General features: G+C 45.1%; 15 protein-coding genes. 14 read left to right on the top strand and 1 reads right to left on the bottom strand.

Features of this window, described 5'->3' with window-relative positions; genetic code table 11:
* The 14 genes from ADA42_RS10245 to ADA42_RS10180 all read left to right on the top strand — a co-directional run bounded on the left by ADA42_RS10245 (window position 1) and on the right by ADA42_RS10180 (window position 15,792).
* Entirely contained in the window at window positions 1-687 is a 687-nt protein-coding gene (locus ADA42_RS10245) for a 3-oxoacid CoA-transferase subunit A (RefSeq protein WP_004925451.1), read from the top strand.
* A gap of 10 nt (window positions 688-697) precedes the next feature.
* Window positions 698-1,351 carry a 3-oxoadipate CoA-transferase subunit B CatJ gene (catJ, locus tag ADA42_RS10240; protein WP_004925445.1) on the top strand — a complete coding sequence of 218 codons (654 nt, stop codon included), beginning with the start codon at window positions 698-700 and terminating at the stop codon, window positions 1,349-1,351.
* Between the two features lie 12 nt (window positions 1,352-1,363).
* Entirely contained in the window at window positions 1,364-2,572 is a 1,209-nt protein-coding gene (pcaF, locus tag ADA42_RS10235) for a 3-oxoadipyl-CoA thiolase (protein WP_048765051.1), read from the top strand.
* A 12-nt stretch (window positions 2,573-2,584) separates the two neighbouring features.
* Window positions 2,585-3,940: a 3-carboxy-cis,cis-muconate cycloisomerase gene (locus ADA42_RS10230; protein WP_048765050.1), complete on the top strand. Its 1,356-nt coding sequence runs from the start codon at window positions 2,585-2,587 to the stop codon at window positions 3,938-3,940.
* A 17-nt stretch (window positions 3,941-3,957) separates the two neighbouring features.
* Window positions 3,958-4,737, top strand: a complete 780-nt coding sequence (gene pcaD / locus ADA42_RS10225; protein WP_048765054.1) for a 3-oxoadipate enol-lactonase — start codon at window positions 3,958-3,960, stop codon at window positions 4,735-4,737.
* 39 nt (window positions 4,738-4,776) lie between these two features.
* A complete protein-coding gene (locus tag ADA42_RS10220) occupies window positions 4,777-6,132 on the top strand; it encodes an MFS transporter (protein ID WP_048765049.1) in 1,356 nt (451 codons plus the stop codon).
* A 15-nt stretch (window positions 6,133-6,147) separates the two neighbouring features.
* The gene (gene pcaC / locus ADA42_RS10215; protein ID WP_004937808.1) at window positions 6,148-6,552 is read left to right on the top strand and encodes a 4-carboxymuconolactone decarboxylase; all 405 of its coding nucleotides are present in this window, start codon (window positions 6,148-6,150) and stop codon (window positions 6,550-6,552) included.
* A 29-nt stretch (window positions 6,553-6,581) separates the two neighbouring features.
* Window positions 6,582-7,307 carry a protocatechuate 3,4-dioxygenase subunit beta gene (gene pcaH / locus ADA42_RS10210; RefSeq protein WP_004937806.1) on the top strand — a complete coding sequence of 242 codons (726 nt, stop codon included), beginning with the start codon at window positions 6,582-6,584 and terminating at the stop codon, window positions 7,305-7,307.
* A 17-nt stretch (window positions 7,308-7,324) separates the two neighbouring features.
* A complete protein-coding gene (gene pcaG / locus ADA42_RS10205; RefSeq protein WP_004947542.1) occupies window positions 7,325-7,954 on the top strand; it encodes a protocatechuate 3,4-dioxygenase subunit alpha in 630 nt (209 codons plus the stop codon).
* A 170-nt stretch (window positions 7,955-8,124) separates the two neighbouring features.
* Window positions 8,125-8,898: a type I 3-dehydroquinate dehydratase gene (aroD, locus tag ADA42_RS10200; RefSeq protein ID WP_371863860.1), complete on the top strand. Its 774-nt coding sequence runs from the start codon at window positions 8,125-8,127 to the stop codon at window positions 8,896-8,898.
* 25 nt (window positions 8,899-8,923) lie between these two features.
* The gene (locus tag ADA42_RS10195) at window positions 8,924-10,378 is read left to right on the top strand and encodes a NosD domain-containing protein (RefSeq protein ID WP_025094434.1); all 1,455 of its coding nucleotides are present in this window, start codon (window positions 8,924-8,926) and stop codon (window positions 10,376-10,378) included.
* Between the two features lie 61 nt (window positions 10,379-10,439).
* Window positions 10,440-11,759: a carbohydrate porin gene (locus ADA42_RS10190; protein WP_048765047.1), complete on the top strand. Its 1,320-nt coding sequence runs from the start codon at window positions 10,440-10,442 to the stop codon at window positions 11,757-11,759.
* Window positions 11,760-11,937: 178 nt separating this feature from the next.
* Window positions 11,938-14,367 (top strand): glucose/quinate/shikimate family membrane-bound PQQ-dependent dehydrogenase, encoded by a 2,430-nt coding sequence (locus tag ADA42_RS10185; RefSeq protein ID WP_048765046.1) that lies wholly within the window; start codon window positions 11,938-11,940, stop codon window positions 14,365-14,367.
* A 144-nt stretch (window positions 14,368-14,511) separates the two neighbouring features.
* Window positions 14,512-15,792 carry a DUF2254 domain-containing protein gene (locus ADA42_RS10180; protein WP_241485702.1) on the top strand — a complete coding sequence of 427 codons (1,281 nt, stop codon included), beginning with the start codon at window positions 14,512-14,514 and terminating at the stop codon, window positions 15,790-15,792.
* A 27-nt stretch (window positions 15,793-15,819) separates the two neighbouring features.
* On the opposite strand, the gene ADA42_RS10175 is transcribed toward ADA42_RS10180, so the two are convergent.
* Complete coding sequence (locus tag ADA42_RS10175; protein WP_048765042.1) at window positions 15,820-16,635, bottom strand: IclR family transcriptional regulator; 816 nt, start codon at window positions 16,633-16,635, stop codon at window positions 15,820-15,822.
* Window positions 16,636-16,638 lie beyond the last annotated feature (3 nt).

Below are 16,638 nucleotides of genomic sequence, written 5' to 3'. Positions count from 1 at the left end.
ATGATAGATAAAAGTGCAGCGACCCTAACGGAAGCGCTCTCCCAGATCCACGACGGTGCCACCATCCTGATTGGTGGTTTTGGAACAGCCGGCCAACCCGCCGAGCTGATTGACGGACTGATTGAACTAGGTCGCAAGAACCTGACCATCGTCAGCAACAACGCCGGCAATGGAGACTATGGACTGGCCAAGCTGCTAAAAACTGGCGCAGTTAAAAAGATCATCTGTTCCTTCCCACGTCAGGCCGACTCCTACGTATTTGACGAGCTATACCGTGCGGGCAAAATTGAACTTGAAATCGTGCCGCAGGGCAATCTGGCCTGCCGCATACAGGCCGCGGGGATGGGCTTAGGGCCGATCTACACCCCAACCGGTTTTGGCACCTTACTCGCAGAAGGTAAACCTACCCTGAACTTTGATGGCAAAGACTACGTACTGGAAAACCCGATCAAGGCCGACTTTGCCCTGATCAAAGCCTACAAGGGCGACCGCTGGGGCAATCTGGTCTATCGCAAATCAGCACGAAACTTCGGCCCGATCATGGCCATGGCCGCCAACGTAACCATCGCACAAGTGAGCGAAGTGGTGGCACTAGGAGAACTCGACCCAGAAAATGTGGTGACCCCAGGCATCTTTGTTCAACACGTTGTACCAGTCCAATCTACCCCAGCAAGCGCTGCACCATAAGGAGATCGAGATGAGTTATCACAAACTGACCCGTGACCAGATCGCCCAGCGCGTTGCCCAAGATATTCCGGAAGGCTCCTATGTCAATCTAGGGATTGGCCTGCCGACCAAGATTGCCAGCTATCTGCCTGCCGACAAAGACGTATTTCTACATTCAGAAAACGGACTGCTGGCCTTTGGCCCACCACCAGCGGCTGGCGAAGAAGATCCGGAACTGATCAACGCAGGCAAAGAATACGTAACCATGCTCGAAGGCGGTTGCTTCTTTCACCATGGCGACTCCTTCGCCATGATGCGCGGTGGACACCTGGATATCTGCGTATTAGGCGCATTCCAGATCGCCGCCAATGGAGACCTGGCCAACTGGCACACCGGTGCACCGGATGCCATACCGTCGGTCGGTGGAGCCATGGATCTTGCGGTTGGGGCAAAAAAAGTCTTTGTAACCACCGATCATGTCACCAAAAAAGGTGAGCCGAAGATTGTCGCTGAACTGACGTATCCAGCCACGGGCCAGAAATGTGTCGACCGGATCTACACCGACCTGTGCATCATTGATGTGGTGCCAGAAGGACTGAAAGTGATCGAGAAAGTCGAAGGCTTAAGCTTTGAAGAACTACAACGCCTGACCGGTGCAACACTGATCGATGCGACACAAGGCTAAGGATAACCGAATATGAAACATGCATACATCGTCGATGCGATCCGCACCCCGTTTGGCCGCTATGCAGGCGGATTGGCAGCAGTACGTGCGGATGACCTCGGTGCAATTCCGATTGCTGCCCTGATCGAACGCAACCCAAGCGTGAACTGGGCACAGGTCGATGACGTGATCTACGGCTGTGCCAATCAGGCAGGAGGAGACAACCGTAACGTTGGCCGTATGTCGGCACTGCTGGCAGGTCTACCGGTCGAAGTACCGGCAACGACGGTCAACCGCCTGTGTGGCTCATCTCTGGATGCAATCGCCATGGCAGCACGTGCGATCAAAGCAGGCGAAGCCCATCTGATCATTGCAGGGGGTGTCGAAAGCATGAGCCGCGCACCGTATGTGATGGGGAAATCAGAAGGGGCGTTTGGACGCACCCAGAAGATAGAAGACACCACCATGGGCTGGCGCTTCATCAATCCGAAGCTCAAAGCCATGTATGGTGTGGATACCATGCCGCAAACCGCAGAAAATGTGGCCGAGCAGTTTGGCATCCAGCGTGAAGACCAAGACCAGTTTGCCTACACCAGCCAGCAACGCACCGCGGCGGCACAGGCCAAAGGCTACTTTGCAAAAGAAATCGTGCCTGTCACGATTCCACAGCGCAAAGGAGAGCCGGTGGTGATCGACACCGATGAGCATCCACGTGCCTCAACGACACTAGAGGGACTAGCCAAGCTAAAAGGCGTGGTCAAGCCGGAAGGTAGCGTGACAGCGGGTAATGCGTCAGGCATCAACGACGGTGCAGCGGCAGTTCTGATTGCATCAGACGAAGCGGTTGCACAATACCAGCTTAAAGCACGTGCCAAGATCATTGCCTCCACCACGGTGGGCATCGAGCCGCGCATCATGGGCTTCGCACCGGCACCGGCGATCAAAAAGCTGCTCAAGCAGGCCAATCTGACGCTTGATCAGATGGATGTGATTGAGCTGAACGAAGCCTTTGCTGCACAGGCACTGGCCTGTACCCGAGACTTAGGACTGGCAGATGACGATGCACGGGTGAATCCGAATGGCGGTGCAATTGCACTGGGTCATCCATTGGGTGCATCTGGTGCGCGTCTGGTGACGACGGCATTAAACCAGCTGGAACAGTCGGGCGGTAAGTATGCGCTGTGTTCGATGTGTATCGGCGTGGGTCAGGGGATTGCGCTCATTATTGAGCGGGTTGCTTAAACGGAGATCATGATGAGCCAGTTATATGCTTCTCTTTTTTATCAACAAGACGTAACTGAAATTTTCAGTGATCGTGCGTTGGTCAAATATATGATTGAGACAGAGGTTGCACTGGCGCAAGCGCAAGCAGCAGTTGGGGTAATTCCCCAGTCTGCTGCCGATATCATTACGTTTGCCACTCAAGATGCGGTTGAAAAAATTGATTTTCAAAGTTTAGCCATTGCCACTGGACTGGCTGGAAATATCGCTATTCCTTTTGTCAAACAACTGACTTCAATTGTGAAGCAAGTCGATGAAGAAGCATCGCGTTATGTGCATTGGGGTGCGACCAGTCAAGATATTCTAGACACAGCATGTGTACTGCAATCGCGTGATGCACTCGTTATTGTAGAACTGCTTTTAAATCAGTGCTATCAGGCTGCTTTACAACAAGCGCAACGATATCGCCATCAGGTGATGATGGGGCGCACATGGTTACAGCAAGCTTTACCGATCACCTTGGGACATAAGCTTGCGCGTTGGGCTTCTGCGTTTAAGCGCGATTTAGACCGCTTACAACTTATGAAGTCACGTGTGTTGACTGCACAATTAGGTGGCGCAGTTGGCTCGCTGGCATCTTTGCAAAATCAGGGAACCTCCGTTACACAAGCATTTGCAAAAACCTTAAATCTGACACATGCCGCATGTACGTGGCATGGCGAAAGAGATCGTATTGTCGAAATTGCAAGTGTACTCGGCTTGATTACGGGCAACGCAGGCAAGATGGCGCGCGACTGGTCACTGATGATGCAAACAGAAGTTGCAGAAGTATTTGAACCGACAGCCCAAGGGCGTGGCGGATCTTCAACCATGCCACATAAGCGTAATCCAGTTGCTGCGGCGTCGGTATTGGCTGCTGCCAATCGTGTTCCTGCGTTAATGTCGAGCATGTATCAAAGCATGGTGCAAGAGCATGAACGTAGCTTGGGTAGCTGGCATGCTGAATGGCTTGCCTTACCGGAAATCTTTCAACTCACCGCGGGTGCTCTAGAGCGTACCTTAGATGTCTTGAAAGGTATGGATGTCAATGCAGAAAACATGCGCGCCAATATCGAGTGTACGCAAGGCCTGATTATGGCTGAAGCAGTCATGATGGCGTTGGCACCGCATCTGGGACGTCTAAATGCACATCACGTGGTGGAAGCAGCTTGTAAAAAAGCCTTTGCTGAACAGAAACATTTAAAAGACATCATGGCAGAGACTGCGGAAGTCACTGCATTGTTCGATGCAAAGCAGCTTGAGGCAATATTCAAACCAGAATCTTACCTCGGCAATATTCAAGATCAGATTGATGCTGTTTTGCAAGAAGCAAAAGGAGAGGCAAAGTGAGCAATATTCATATCACTATGATTAACAATCGTCAGGGCCAACCGCTTGCGGTACAGGTTCAGGGACCACAAAATGCTCCCGCGATTGTATTTTCGAACTCGCTTGGTACCGACAATACCATGTGGATGCCACAAATCGAAGCGCTCAAAGCCGATTTTAAGATTGTGACTTACGATACACGTGGACACGGCCAAAGTGCTGTTATTGATCAAACCGAATTGCAGCATCTGGGTGAAGATGTCATTGATATTTTGGATGCCTTAAATATTGATAAAGCGCACTTTTGTGGTATTTCAATGGGCGGTATGACGGCACTTTGGTTAGGTATTCATCGCCCTGAACGTTTTTATAGCATCACGGTTGCCAATTCTGCTGCAAAAATCTGGACAGCAGAAGGCTGGAATGCACGCGCTGCTTCCGTAGAAGCAACGGGTTTGAGTGATTTGGTCAGTACCACACATACTCGCTGGTTTAGCGAAAAATTTGATCATCAAGCCAGTGTGCTTGCTCGAAACACGATTCGAAGTCTAGCCAATACTCCAGCACAAGGATATGCCAATGCCTGCCGTGCACTTGCAGGCGCAGATCTGCGTGAATCGATTGCAAAGATTTCAATTCCGACACTGATCATTGCTGGAGAAGCAGATCCGGTCACTACGGTCAGCGATGCTGAGTTTTTACATCAATATATCCAAAACAGCCAGTTGAAGACATTGGACGCTTCACATCTGTCAAATATTGAACAGCCTGAAGCATTCACGCAAGTTTTTGGCCAGTTTATTAGATCAATCGTTTAATAAACTGATTTAAAAGGATTTAGGCCTTAGGAGGCAGATATGGCGTCTCAGGATTACGCTGCACAAAACACAAGTCTGGATGCACAGGCATTAATCAATGATGCGCCACTAAGTAAGTATCAGTGGTTTATTGCGATTGTGTGTTTCTTGATTGTCTTCGTGGATGGTATAGATACCGCAGCAATGGGATTTATTGCGCCTGCGCTTGCTCAAGATTGGGGTGTGGATCGATCGCAGTTGGGTCCTGTAATGAGTGCAGCCTTAGGCGGTATGATTATTGGTGCGCTGGTTTCAGGTCCGACAGCCGATCGTTTTGGTCGCAAGATTGTGCTGTCTGTTGCGATGTTGATTTTTGGTGGTTTTACACTTGCCTGTGCATATTCCACAACATTAGACAGTTTGGTGATTTTCCGGTTTTTAACTGGGATTGGCCTGGGCGCTGCAATGCCAAACGCGACCACACTTTTTTCAGAATACTGTCCGGCACGAATTCGCTCTTTGCTCGTGACATGTATGTTTTGTGGTTACAACTTGGGCATGGCAATGGGTGGCTTTATCAGCAGCTGGTTAATTCCGGCTTATGGTTGGCACAGCCTGTTTTTGTTGGGCGGTTGGGCCCCCTTGATTTTGATGCTTGTGGTGATGGTGTTTTTACCAGAATCCTATCGTTTCCTGATTGTAAAAGGAAAAAATACCGAAAAGGTGCGTCAGATCTTAACGCGTATTGCGCCACATAAGGTTCAAGGTGTAACCGAATTCCACGTTCCTGAAGAAAAGACAGATGCTTCAAGTAAAAAAGGTGTCTTTGGCATGCTGTTTTCTGGCAAATACGCCAAAGGAACGGTTTTGCTGTGGGTGACTTACTTCATGGGTCTGGTCGTAATTTATCTGTTGACCAGCTGGTTACCAACCTTGATGCGTGAAACCGGGGCATCGTTAGAGCGTGCAGCATTCTTAGGGGGCTTATTTCAGTTTGGTGGTGTGCTCAGTGCGCTATTTATTGGCTGGGCGATGGACCGTTTTAATCCGAATCGAATTATTGCGGGTTTTTATTTGGCTGCCGGTATTTTTGCGGTAATTGTTGGTCAAAGTCTTTCAAATCCAACTTTACTTGCACTGTTTATCTTGTGTGCGGGTATTGCGGTAAATGGCGCGCAGTCGTCTATGCCGGTTTTAAGTGCGCGGTTTTATCCAACGCAGTGCCGTGCAACTGGTGTTGCATGGATGTCGGGCATTGGCCGTTTTGGGGCCGTGTTCGGTGCATGGATTGGAGCAGTTCTGCTGGGTAATAACTGGTCGTTCACCATGATTTTAAGCATGTTGTTCATTCCTGCCGCAGCTGCCGCGATTGCAATTTTTGTTAAGTCTATCGTTGCACATACTGATGCAACTTAAGGTGAGAGTTCTCTAATGAATGATGATGATCGTTACAAACAGGGCATTGAAGTCCGTACAGCAGTCCTCGGCGAAAAACACGTCAACCGTTCGATTGAGAATCTGAACGATTTCAATGAGGACTTTCAGAATTTTATTAGTCGATTTGCTTGGGGTGAGGTGTGGTCTCGTCCGGGCTTACCTCGCCATACACGCAGTCTAGTGACAATCGCGGTTTTATTGGCGCTAGGTCGTGAAGATGAGTTGCGTATGCATTTACGTGCATGTTTCAACAATGGCGTGACCAAAGACGAGCTCAAAGAATTGATCCTGCATTGTTCACTGTATGCGGGCCTACCAGCATCAAATGCTGCCATGCATATGGCTGAACAGGTGTTTGAAGAGCTTGGTATCGCACCAGAAAAACTGAACAAAAAATAATGGATCAGCAGATTTAGAGGGAGAAAAATATGTCTCATTTTAACTGGGGCGCTTACGCTCAACGCAATACAGAGGATCATCCGCCAGCCTATGCACCAGGTTATAAAACCAGTGTATTACGCTCGCCAAAAAATGCACTGATCTCGATTGCAGAAACATTGTCGGAAGTGACTGCACCACATTTTAGTGCAGATCAGTTTGGTCCAAAAGACAATGACTTAATTTTGAACTATGCCAAAGACGGTTTGCCAATTGGTGAACGTGTGATTATTCATGGTTATGTTCGTGATCAGTTTGGTCGTCCTGTAAAAAATGCCTTGGTTGAAGTCTGGCAGGCAAACGCATCGGGTCGTTATCGTCATCCGAATGACCAATATGTTGGTGCGATGGATCCAAACTTTGGTGGATGTGGACGTATGCTCACAGACAGCAATGGATATTACGTTTTTCGAACCATTAAGCCAGGTCCATATCCATGGCGTAACCGTATTAATGAATGGCGTCCGGCGCATATCCATTTTTCATTGATTGCAGACGGCTGGGCTCAGCGTTTGATTTCACAGTTTTATTTTGAAGGTGACACTTTAATTGATTCGTGTCCAATCTTAAAAACTGTGCCTTCAGATGATCAACGTCGCGCTTTGATCGCACTTGAAGACAAAAGCAACTTTATTGAAGCTGACAGCCGTTGTTATCGTTTTGACATTACGCTTCGTGGTCGTCGCGCGACTTACTTCGAAAATGACTTAACTTAATGGATGGAGTGAAAATAATGAACGGTTGGAATTTTCAAGAACTCAAAGAAACCCCATCTCAAACAGGTGGTCCCTACGTACATATTGGCTTGCTTCCAAAACAGGCCAACATTGAAGTGTTTGAACATAACTACGGCAATATGCTGGTTCAAGATCAAACACAAGGTGAACGTATTCGCTTGGAAGGTCAGGTATTTGACGGATTAGGTTTGCCACTGCGTGATGTTTTGGTTGAGATCTGGCAAGCAGATGCCAATGGTGTCTATCCAAGTGAAGCAGATACTCAAGGTAAAGCAGCAGATCCGCATTTTCATGGTTGGGGACGTACGGGTGCAGATTTTAAGACAGGTTTTTGGAGCTTCAGCACCATTAAGCCTGGCGCAGTACCGGGACGTAAGGGAACAACGCAAGCCCCTCATATTTCAGTGATTCTTTTCGCTCGCGGAATCAACATCGGGTTACATACTCGTGTTTATTTTGAGGATGAAGTTGAAGCAAACGCCAAAGATCCAGTACTTAACAGTATTGAGTGGGTAACACGTCGTCAAACGCTTATCGCAAAACGTGAAGAGCGTGACGGTGAAACAGTGTATCGTTTCGATATTCGCATTCAGGGCGAAAATGAAACGGTATTCTTTGATATCTAAGGTTTTTGGGACCAAAGTTGTATGTCATGCTTGATGTGCAACTTCAATTTTTTACAAGGGAACGTAAAATGAACAGTTCAAAAAAGTTAGTTAAACAGTTGCTGATTAGCACGGCTTTAAGTCTCTCCCTACCTATGCTGTCTGTTACGCATGCGGCTGAAAATGCTGCGATGAACAAGGCAACATATGTTGTTAAAAATCTCAATATTGGTGATTTGCCTGTCAAGACTATTGTCCCGATTACGGCAAAAACCAAAGAGCAAGCCATAGCTCAGGCCAAAGTGATTGCAGCGAATAAAGATGCGGATATTGCTGAATTTCGTATAGATTTGCTGGAATTTGCAAGCGACACCAAACAAGTGATTGCACTTGGTCAAGAACTGAACCAGATTTTAAAAGACAAACCGTTGCTCGCAACGATTCGTACTTCAAATGAAGGTGGCAAACTCAATGTAACCGATGAACAGTATGCAAAAATTTACAGCGATTATTTAAAAAAGCCATTTATGCAGTTACTTGATATCGAAATGTTTAGAGATCAGGCAGCAGTTGAAAAGCTGACCAGCTTGGCACACAAGAAAAATGTGTTAGTGGTGATGTCTAACCATGATTTTGATAAAACCCCAAGTGAGCAGGACATCGTAAATCGCTTACTCAAACAAGATCAAATGGGTGCAGATATCTTAAAAATTGCGGTAATGCCAAAGTCGAAGCAGGATGTCTTTACGCTAATGAATGCGACACTAAAAGTAAGTGAACAGTCGAAAAAACCGTTACTTACGATGTCGATGGGGCGCTTAGGTACGGTATCGCGTGTTTCAACCGCCAATATGGGCGGAAGTTTAAGTTTCGGTATGATCGGCGAGGCTTCGGCACCGGGTCAAATCGATGTCACTACGCTTAAACAAATCTTAAAAACAGTTCAACCAACTCAAACACCATAATCCTGACAAGGAAACTGTCATGAAATTGAATTCTTTGCGTTTATCAGCATTTGCTTTGGGCTTAATCTCTTCAGGCTTTGCGTCTGCGGAAACTTATATCGTTGATCGTTATCAGGATGATAACGACAAAGGCTCTTTACGTTGGGCAATTGAGCAATCAAACGCCAATACGGCTCAAGAAAATCAAATTTTAATTCAAGCGGTTGGCAAAGCACCGTATGTGATTAAAGTCGACAAGCCACTTCCACCTATCAAATCAGCAGTCAAGATTATTGGGACTCAGTGGGATAAAACTGGTGAATACATTGCGATTGATGGTTCAAACTATATTAAAGGTGAAGGTGCTAAAGCTTGCCCAGGAGCAAACCCAGAGCAATACGGCACAAACGTCCGTACCATGACTTTACCGGGCTTGGTCTTGCAAGATGTAAACGGCGTAACGTTAAAAGGCTTAGATGTACATCGCTTTTGTATTGGTGTTTTGGTCAATCGCTCAAGTAACAACTTGATTCAACATAACCGCATTAGTAATAATTACGGTGGTGCGGGTGTGATGATCACAGGGGATGATGGTAAAGGCAACCCGACATCGACAACCACCAATAACAATAAGGTGTTAGACAATCTGTTTATCGATAACGGCGATGGTCTTGAGTTAACTCGCGGTGCAGCATTTAACTTAGTTGCCAATAACTTGTTTACTTCAACAAAAGCGAATCCTGAACCATCACAAGGCATTGAAATTTTGTGGGGCAACGACAATGCCGTGGTCGGTAACAAGTTTGAGAACTACTCAGACGGTTTGCAAATCAACTGGGGTAAACGTAATTACATCGCCTACAATGAGTTAACCAACAATTCGTTGGGATTCAATTTAACAGGCGATGGCAATATTTTTGACAGTAACAAAGTGCATGGTAACCGTATTGGGGTGGCGATTCGTTCTGAAAAAGATGCCAATGCTCGTATCACATTGACCAAAAACCAAATTTGGGATAACGGCAAAGACATCAAGCGCTGCGAAGCGGGTGGTTCATGTGTACCGAATCAGCGTTTAGGCGCAATCGTGTTTGGTGTGCCTGCGCTCGAGCATGAAGGTTTTGTTGGCTCTCGTGGTGGTGGTGTTGTCATTGAGCCTGCAAAGCTGCAAAAAACCTGTACTCAGCCGAATCAGCAAAACTGTAACGCTGTACCAAACCAAGGTATTCAGGCGCCGAAGCTCACTGTATCTAAAAAACAAATTACGGTAGAAGTAAAAGGTATGCCAAATCAACGTTATAACGTTGAATTCTTTGGTAACCGTTCGGCTTCCTCTAAAGAAGCTGAGCAGTATCTAGATTCTGTAGTTGTTGTTACAGATGCTCAGGGCGTTGCAAAAGCCAACTGGACACCAAAAGTCGCTATGCCATCGATCACGGCAAATGTGACTGATCACTTGGGTGCGACTTCAGAGCTCAGTTCAGCGGTGATGATGAAATAATGTTTGTAGTATACGGTGTTTCCAGAAATTGGAAACACCTTGAATAAAAAGGGAATTTTCAATGCAAGATTTTTTTAAATTGGGCTTAATTTCTGCTGCTTTACTCAGTTGTCAGTTTGCTTCGGCAAATGAATTTTATTCTCAAGATCGTCAGTGGCTTTTGGGCGATTGGGGTGGGAATCGTCAGCAACTTGAACAACAGGGATACAAATTCACGGCTTCGATCATGAGCCAGGCGGCAAGTAATATCTCTGGTGGCTTTAATGACAATACAACTGTTGAAAATGCGGGACAACTGACGCTGGGCGCAAATTTTGACTTGAGTAAAATTGCAGGTTGGAAAGATACAAGCGCAGCCATCATGATCACCAAACGTGATGGAAACGCAATCACTTTGGAACGTATCAAAGATCCACGATCATCGACACTCGGCAATTCACAAGAGATCTATGGGCGTGGAAAAATCTGGCGTTTGACGCAGGCTTGGATCAAAAAAGGTTTTGACGACAATACGGTACAAATCAAGATTGGTCGTATGGGCATGTCAGACGATTTCAACAGCTCGCAATGTGAGTTTCAAAATCTATTGCTTTGTGGTGGTCAGCTCGGTAAGTCGATCGGATCGATCTGGTATAACTGGCCTGTAGGATTGTGGGGGGCAAATGTGAAGTATCAGTTTGCACCTGAATGGACATTGGGCCTTGGGGTATATGAAGTCAATCCAGATAATGTCAAAACACAGTCGAACAGTGACGGCTTTAATCTAGATATGAACAACGTTAAAGGCGCGACCATTCCGGTGGAGTTGGCATGGAAACCTAAACTTGCTTACTTTGGTGGGCTGCCAGGTGAATATAAAATCGGTGCGCTATATTCCACAGCAGAAGCAACAGATGTTGCCAATCCAAGTAAAGTACATGATGGTAAGCACAGTTTCTGGATCAATACACAGCAGCAACTTACGCAACAAGGCAATGATCCAAAGCGGGGTTTGTATATCAGCTTTAACGGTGTGCTAAACGACAAAGCCACGACAACGGTTCAAAGTACCCAGCAACTTGCACTTTGGTACAAAGGTGCTTTCGATAGCCGTCCAAATGATTCGATTGGTTTTGGTTTGGCCAATTATGTGGTAAACGAGCGCGCACGAGATCGTCAAATTGCAATTGATGAAAGCCGTGGTTATGACCAATACGATGCGTTGGCATCGAACTATATTCCTGTTCAGCACGATGAGCTGAATATCGAACTGAATTACACCTATCAATGGTCCCCAGCAGTCATGCTTCGTCCAAATATTCAATATATTCATCAGCCTGCTGGTGTAAAGGAAGTGGATGATGCATGGGTCGCTGGATTAACTATGCGTTTAAATTTCTAGCAATGACACAAAATGAAGAATAAAAATGTCTAAAATATAGTCAATATCGTTGCTGGTTTTTAAACTTAATTCGAACAGCTAAAGTGGCTTATCCCACTTTAGCTGAATGTGTTTATACATGAGCGCCTTACTTTGAAAACATCAAAGAATGGCAATCATGATAAGTGGAGAAAGATGTATGTCTGACCCTCAAGCGAAGTCTCACATCATATTTAAAATATGGTGTTTTATACTTGGGCTGGCGTTACTCATTACTGGTGTATTTTATATCATTGGTGGTGGAAAACTGATTAGCCTGGGTGGTTCATGGTACTTCCTGATTGCTGGTTTAATTATTACTGCCTCAGCTTTTTTTATTTTCAAGAAAAAGGCAACAGGGGTGTGGTTATATGCTTTGGCCTTCATCGGTACTGTTATTTGGGCGTTAATTGATGCTGGTTTTGAATTTTGGCCATTGCATTCACGTTTGATGTTCCCGGCAGGTTTATTTGCTGCGGTCATGTTAACCTTGCCATCTATTCGAAAATACCAATATCAAACTCCAATTAATGCGCCAGCATATATCATTGGTGGTTTAACCGTTTTAGGAATGTTTGGCGGTTTATATGGCATGTTTATTCCGCATGCAACAGTAAAAGCATCTGGTGAAGAGTTACCTTTGATTCCGGTTGATCCTGCAAAAAAACAGGTGGATTGGGACCATTATGGTAATGATGCAGGCGGAAGCCGCTTTGTTGCGCTAGATCAGATTAACCGTAACAACGTATCTAAGTTGAAAGAAGCTTGGCGTTTCCGTACGGGTGATTTTACCACTGGTACGGGTAACGGCGCAGAAGACCAGATGACACCATTGCAAGTTGGCAATAAAGTATTCTTGTGTACACCGCATAACAATATTTTTGCATTAGACGCAGATTCTGGTAAGCAGCTCTGGAAAGCAGAAGTGAATTCTAAAGCAGATGCATGGGAGCGTTGCCGTGGCGTCGCTTACTTTGATTCGACCAAAGCGTTGACTCAACCGACATTGGCTGGTGCAACTCCTGTTACAGCGGTCGCAACCAATACCCAGTGCCCACGTCGTGTGTACACCAATACACCAGATGGTCGTCTGATTGCAGTGAATGCAGATACAGGTGAGCGTTGTAAAGATTTTGGTGTAAATGGTACGGTTGATTTGTTAGAAGGTTTGGGGGATGGCACCAAAGCACCACGCTTTGAAGTCACTTCTGCACCGACCATTGCAGGTACTTCTATTGTTGTGGGTAGCCGTATTGCCGATAACGTTGCAGCAGATATGCCGGGTGGAGTCATTCGTGCATATGATGTCATTACAGGTAAATTGCGCTGGGCGTTCGACCCACGTAATCCAGATCCAAACTATGTGTTGAAGCCGGGTGAAATTTACAAGCGTAGCTCTGCAAACTCATGGGCAGCGATGTCGTATGATCCACAAATGAACACCGTATTCTTACCTATGGGCAGTTCATCTGTCGATTTATGGGGTGCAAACCGCCAGCCACTAGATCATAAGTACAATACGTCTGTTTTAGCGCTAGATGCAACGACTGGTAAAGAAAAGTGGGTGTATCAAACTGTTCACAATGATCTATGGGATTTTGACTTACCAATGCAACCAAGCTTGGTAGACTTCCCAATGAAAGATGGCAGCACTAAACCTGCGGTTGTGATTGGTACAAAATCTGGTCAGTTTTATGTACTTGATCGTGTAACGGGTAAACCGTTAACCAAAGTGATTGAGCAAGAAGTAAAAACTGCCGATATTCCGGGTGAGCAGTACAGCAAAACGCAGCCGCGTTCTGTAGAAATGCCACAAATCGGAAACCAGACTTTAACTGAGTCTGATATGTGGGGTGCAACGCCATTTGATCAGTTGATGTGTCGTATCAGCTTTAAATCGATGCGTTATGAAGGGCTTTATACCGCTCCGGGTACCGATGTTTCATTAAGCTTCCCAGGTTCTTTGGGTGGAATGAACTGGGGATCCATCGCATTTGATCCATCGCATCGTTATATGTTTGTGAATGATATGCGTCTAGGTCTATGGATTCAGTTGATCAAACAAACCCCAGAAGACTTAGCAGTTCAAGCCAATGGCGGTGAGAAAGTTAACACGGGTATGGGCGCAGTGCCGATGAAAGGTACACCGTACAAAGTGAACAAAAACCGTTTCTGGTCTGCACTGAGCATTCCGTGTCAGAAACCACCATTTGGTACGATGACAGCGATTGACATGAAAACACGTCAAATTGCATGGCAAGTACCATTGGGTACAGTTGAAGATACCGGCCCGATGGGCATTAAAATGGGCCTAAAAGCGCCAATTGGTATGCCAACCATTGGTGGTCCAATGGCAACTCAGGGTGGTTTGGTATTCTTTGCTGCAACGCAAGATTACTATCTACGTGCATTTGATACATCAACAGGTAAAGAATTGTGGAAAGCACGTCTTCCTGTGGGTAGCCAAGGTACGCCTATGAGTTATGTGTCACCGAAAACTGGAAAACAATACGTTGTGATTTCAGCAGGTGGTGCACGTCAGTCTCCAGATCATGGTGACTACGTGATTGCATATGCCCTAGATAAGTAATTCTCTAGAATGTAATCTAGATGGTCATGCCCAAAAGGTATGGCCATTTTTTATGACCATTATTTCGTTTCATCGCGTTAAAATAAATCAACTTATCTAGATGAATGACACATAAAGTTATATAAATAAAAAGTAAGAAAAATAATGGATATAAAAACAATGTGGTATCGCTTAAAACTACTACTTTCAGATCCATCTAAAAATTTATGGGTTCATCCCACATTGGGTGCTATTTTTGCAATTCTCTTTTCACTCTTGGCAAGCGTTGGCAATTATTTACTGCCGGAGCACTACGTGCCACATATTTCGGCAGAAACTTTATCTAGTTTATTGGATATTATTGCCTCAAGTATGTTGGCAGTCACAACATTTTCGCTATCCATTATGGTTTCTGCTTTAGCATCGACATCTAATACAGCCACACCACGTGCCAGATTATTAATTATTGAAGATGACTATACGCGTATTGCGATTGCAAGTTTTATTTCGGCATTCATCTATTCTGTTATCGCTAAAATAGCGTTGGGGCTCAAGTATTATGGTACAGAGGGTCGTTTTTTACTTTTTTTAAGTACAATTATTGTACTGCTTTATCTGATTTATACTTTAATTCGCTGGGTACAAACCATTTCAGGACTCGGTTCGTTAAATGATGCTTTAAGTAAAATCGAGAATAAATCTCGAACTAGCTTATCTATTTATAGAGCTCAACCTGACTTGGGAGCCAAACATTCAAAACCTATTTTAGATACACGTTGGCATATTTATAGTCAAAAAACAGGATATATTTGCAACCTTAATTTGGAAGAAATTCAAAAAGTAGCCACTAAATACCAATGTCATATTCATATCTGTGTTCGAGCTGGAAAGTTTGTTGAACCTCGAGCTAAAATTTTTGCCGTATATCCTAAAGAAAGTTTTTCAGATCATGAGTTTGAAAAAATTGAATCCGAACTCGATCCATGTGCAGTGATTGGTTTAAACAGAACCTATGAGCAAGATCCGCGGTTTGGTCTTCTGGTGATGAGTGAAGTGGCACAAAGAGCTCTATCACCTGCGGTCAATGATCCTGCTACAGCAATCAATGTTCTAAATGCCTTAACTAGATTGTTGGTCGATACACATGCAAAAGATAAACATGAATTCCCAGAATATGATCTCTTGAGTATTGAAAAGTTAGATATGGAAGATTTAATACGACCTGTTTTTTCACCAATCTCAAGAGATTCTATTGCAAATTTAGAAATTGGGATTCGATTAATCAAAACACTGGCTATTATTTCTCGTCATGCACCTGAAATACAGATACGCCAATATGCATCGAAAGAGGCGGCTGATTGTTATCATCGAAGTAAAGCTGGATTGTCTTATGCACCAGATCGTGATTATCTCAAACATGAATTTGAACAGAGCTTCAAAAACTAACAAGTCATAATACATAAATAAGCGATGCTAGATCATATTTCTCAGCTCATTCGCAGTATTGCGTAATAAAGGTAAAACTTGATCGATAAGATACTGTGGCTGCACCCGATTGGTTTGTGACATACAATTCAGTGCTGCAACGGTAAGCCCCTGTGCGTTTAAAACGGGTACCGCAATCGCAATCACACCCAGTTCATGTTCCTCAGTCGACAAACAGTAGTCCGATTGCCGAACAGCATCTAATGTTTCTAAAAAAGTGTACTCATCTGTAATGGTATAAGGCGTGAGGCGCTTCAGACCATATTTTTTAATCCATTCAATTTGTACTTCACGATCCAGAACAGAAAGTAATACTTTACCGGTGGAGGTGGCGTGGGCAGGTAAACGATTACCCAAATGCATCCCATATGGGCTCACGCGAAGATTATCTTGCAGGGGTAAATAACTACGCGCAACAGGTACAACTTCATGCTCATCGAGCACCACAATTGAAAAGGTGAGGCTGGTTTGAGCACACAGTAGATTTAAAAATGACTGTGCCACTTTGGGTAAATGTGCCGAGCTTAAATAAGAACTAGAAAAACGTAAAACACGATGTGTAAGCCAAAAATAGTGCTCATCGGTATCTAAATAACCCAAAAATTTAAGTGTCTTTAAATAACGCCGTGCAGCTGTTCTGCTTATGCCAGTACGCTCTGCAACCTGTGTCACGTTCAGTCGTTGTCTATCAATTCCAAATGCTTCTAAAAGCGCTAAGCCTTTGGCCAAGCCTGCAATGTAATCTTCCGTGCGTATTTCTTCACTTGAATGGGGATGTGCAAGGTATTGGTGATGTTGTTCCATAAC

It is taken from the genome of Acinetobacter sp. 243_ASPC, from assembly GCF_001054715.1.
In the GTDB taxonomy this organism is placed as follows: domain Bacteria; phylum Pseudomonadota; class Gammaproteobacteria; order Pseudomonadales; family Moraxellaceae; genus Acinetobacter; species Acinetobacter soli.
Note: the sequence above shows the minus strand (reverse complement) of the source record. Positions and strands in the feature narration are given on the sequence as shown.

Bases quoted from the DNA above. Each gene is read 5' to 3' on its own strand.
- ADA42_RS10245 (WP_004925451.1), top strand. From the start codon at position 1: ATGATAGATAAAAGTGCAGCGACCCTAACGGAAGCGCTCTCCCAGATC.
- catJ (WP_004925445.1), top strand. From the start codon at position 698: ATGAGTTATCACAAACTGACCCGTGACCAGATCGCCCAGCGCGTTGCC.
- pcaF (WP_048765051.1), top strand. From the start codon at position 1,364: ATGAAACATGCATACATCGTCGATGCGATCCGCACCCCGTTTGGCCGC.
- ADA42_RS10230 (WP_048765050.1), top strand. From the start codon at position 2,585: ATGAGCCAGTTATATGCTTCTCTTTTTTATCAACAAGACGTAACTGAA.
- pcaD (WP_048765054.1), top strand. From the start codon at position 3,958: ATGATTAACAATCGTCAGGGCCAACCGCTTGCGGTACAGGTTCAGGGA.
- ADA42_RS10220 (WP_048765049.1), top strand. From the start codon at position 4,777: ATGGCGTCTCAGGATTACGCTGCACAAAACACAAGTCTGGATGCACAG.
- pcaC (WP_004937808.1), top strand. From the start codon at position 6,148: ATGAATGATGATGATCGTTACAAACAGGGCATTGAAGTCCGTACAGCA.
- pcaH (WP_004937806.1), top strand. From the start codon at position 6,582: ATGTCTCATTTTAACTGGGGCGCTTACGCTCAACGCAATACAGAGGAT.
- pcaG (WP_004947542.1), top strand. From the start codon at position 7,325: ATGAACGGTTGGAATTTTCAAGAACTCAAAGAAACCCCATCTCAAACA.
- aroD (WP_371863860.1), top strand. From the start codon at position 8,125: ATGAACAAGGCAACATATGTTGTTAAAAATCTCAATATTGGTGATTTG.
- ADA42_RS10190 (WP_048765047.1), top strand. From the start codon at position 10,440: ATGCAAGATTTTTTTAAATTGGGCTTAATTTCTGCTGCTTTACTCAGT.
- ADA42_RS10185 (WP_048765046.1), top strand. From the start codon at position 11,938: ATGTCTGACCCTCAAGCGAAGTCTCACATCATATTTAAAATATGGTGT.
- ADA42_RS10180 (WP_241485702.1), top strand. From the start codon at position 14,512: ATGGATATAAAAACAATGTGGTATCGCTTAAAACTACTACTTTCAGAT.
- ADA42_RS10175 (WP_048765042.1), bottom strand. From the start codon at position 16,635: ATGGAACAACATCACCAATACCTTGCACATCCCCATTCAAGTGAAGAA.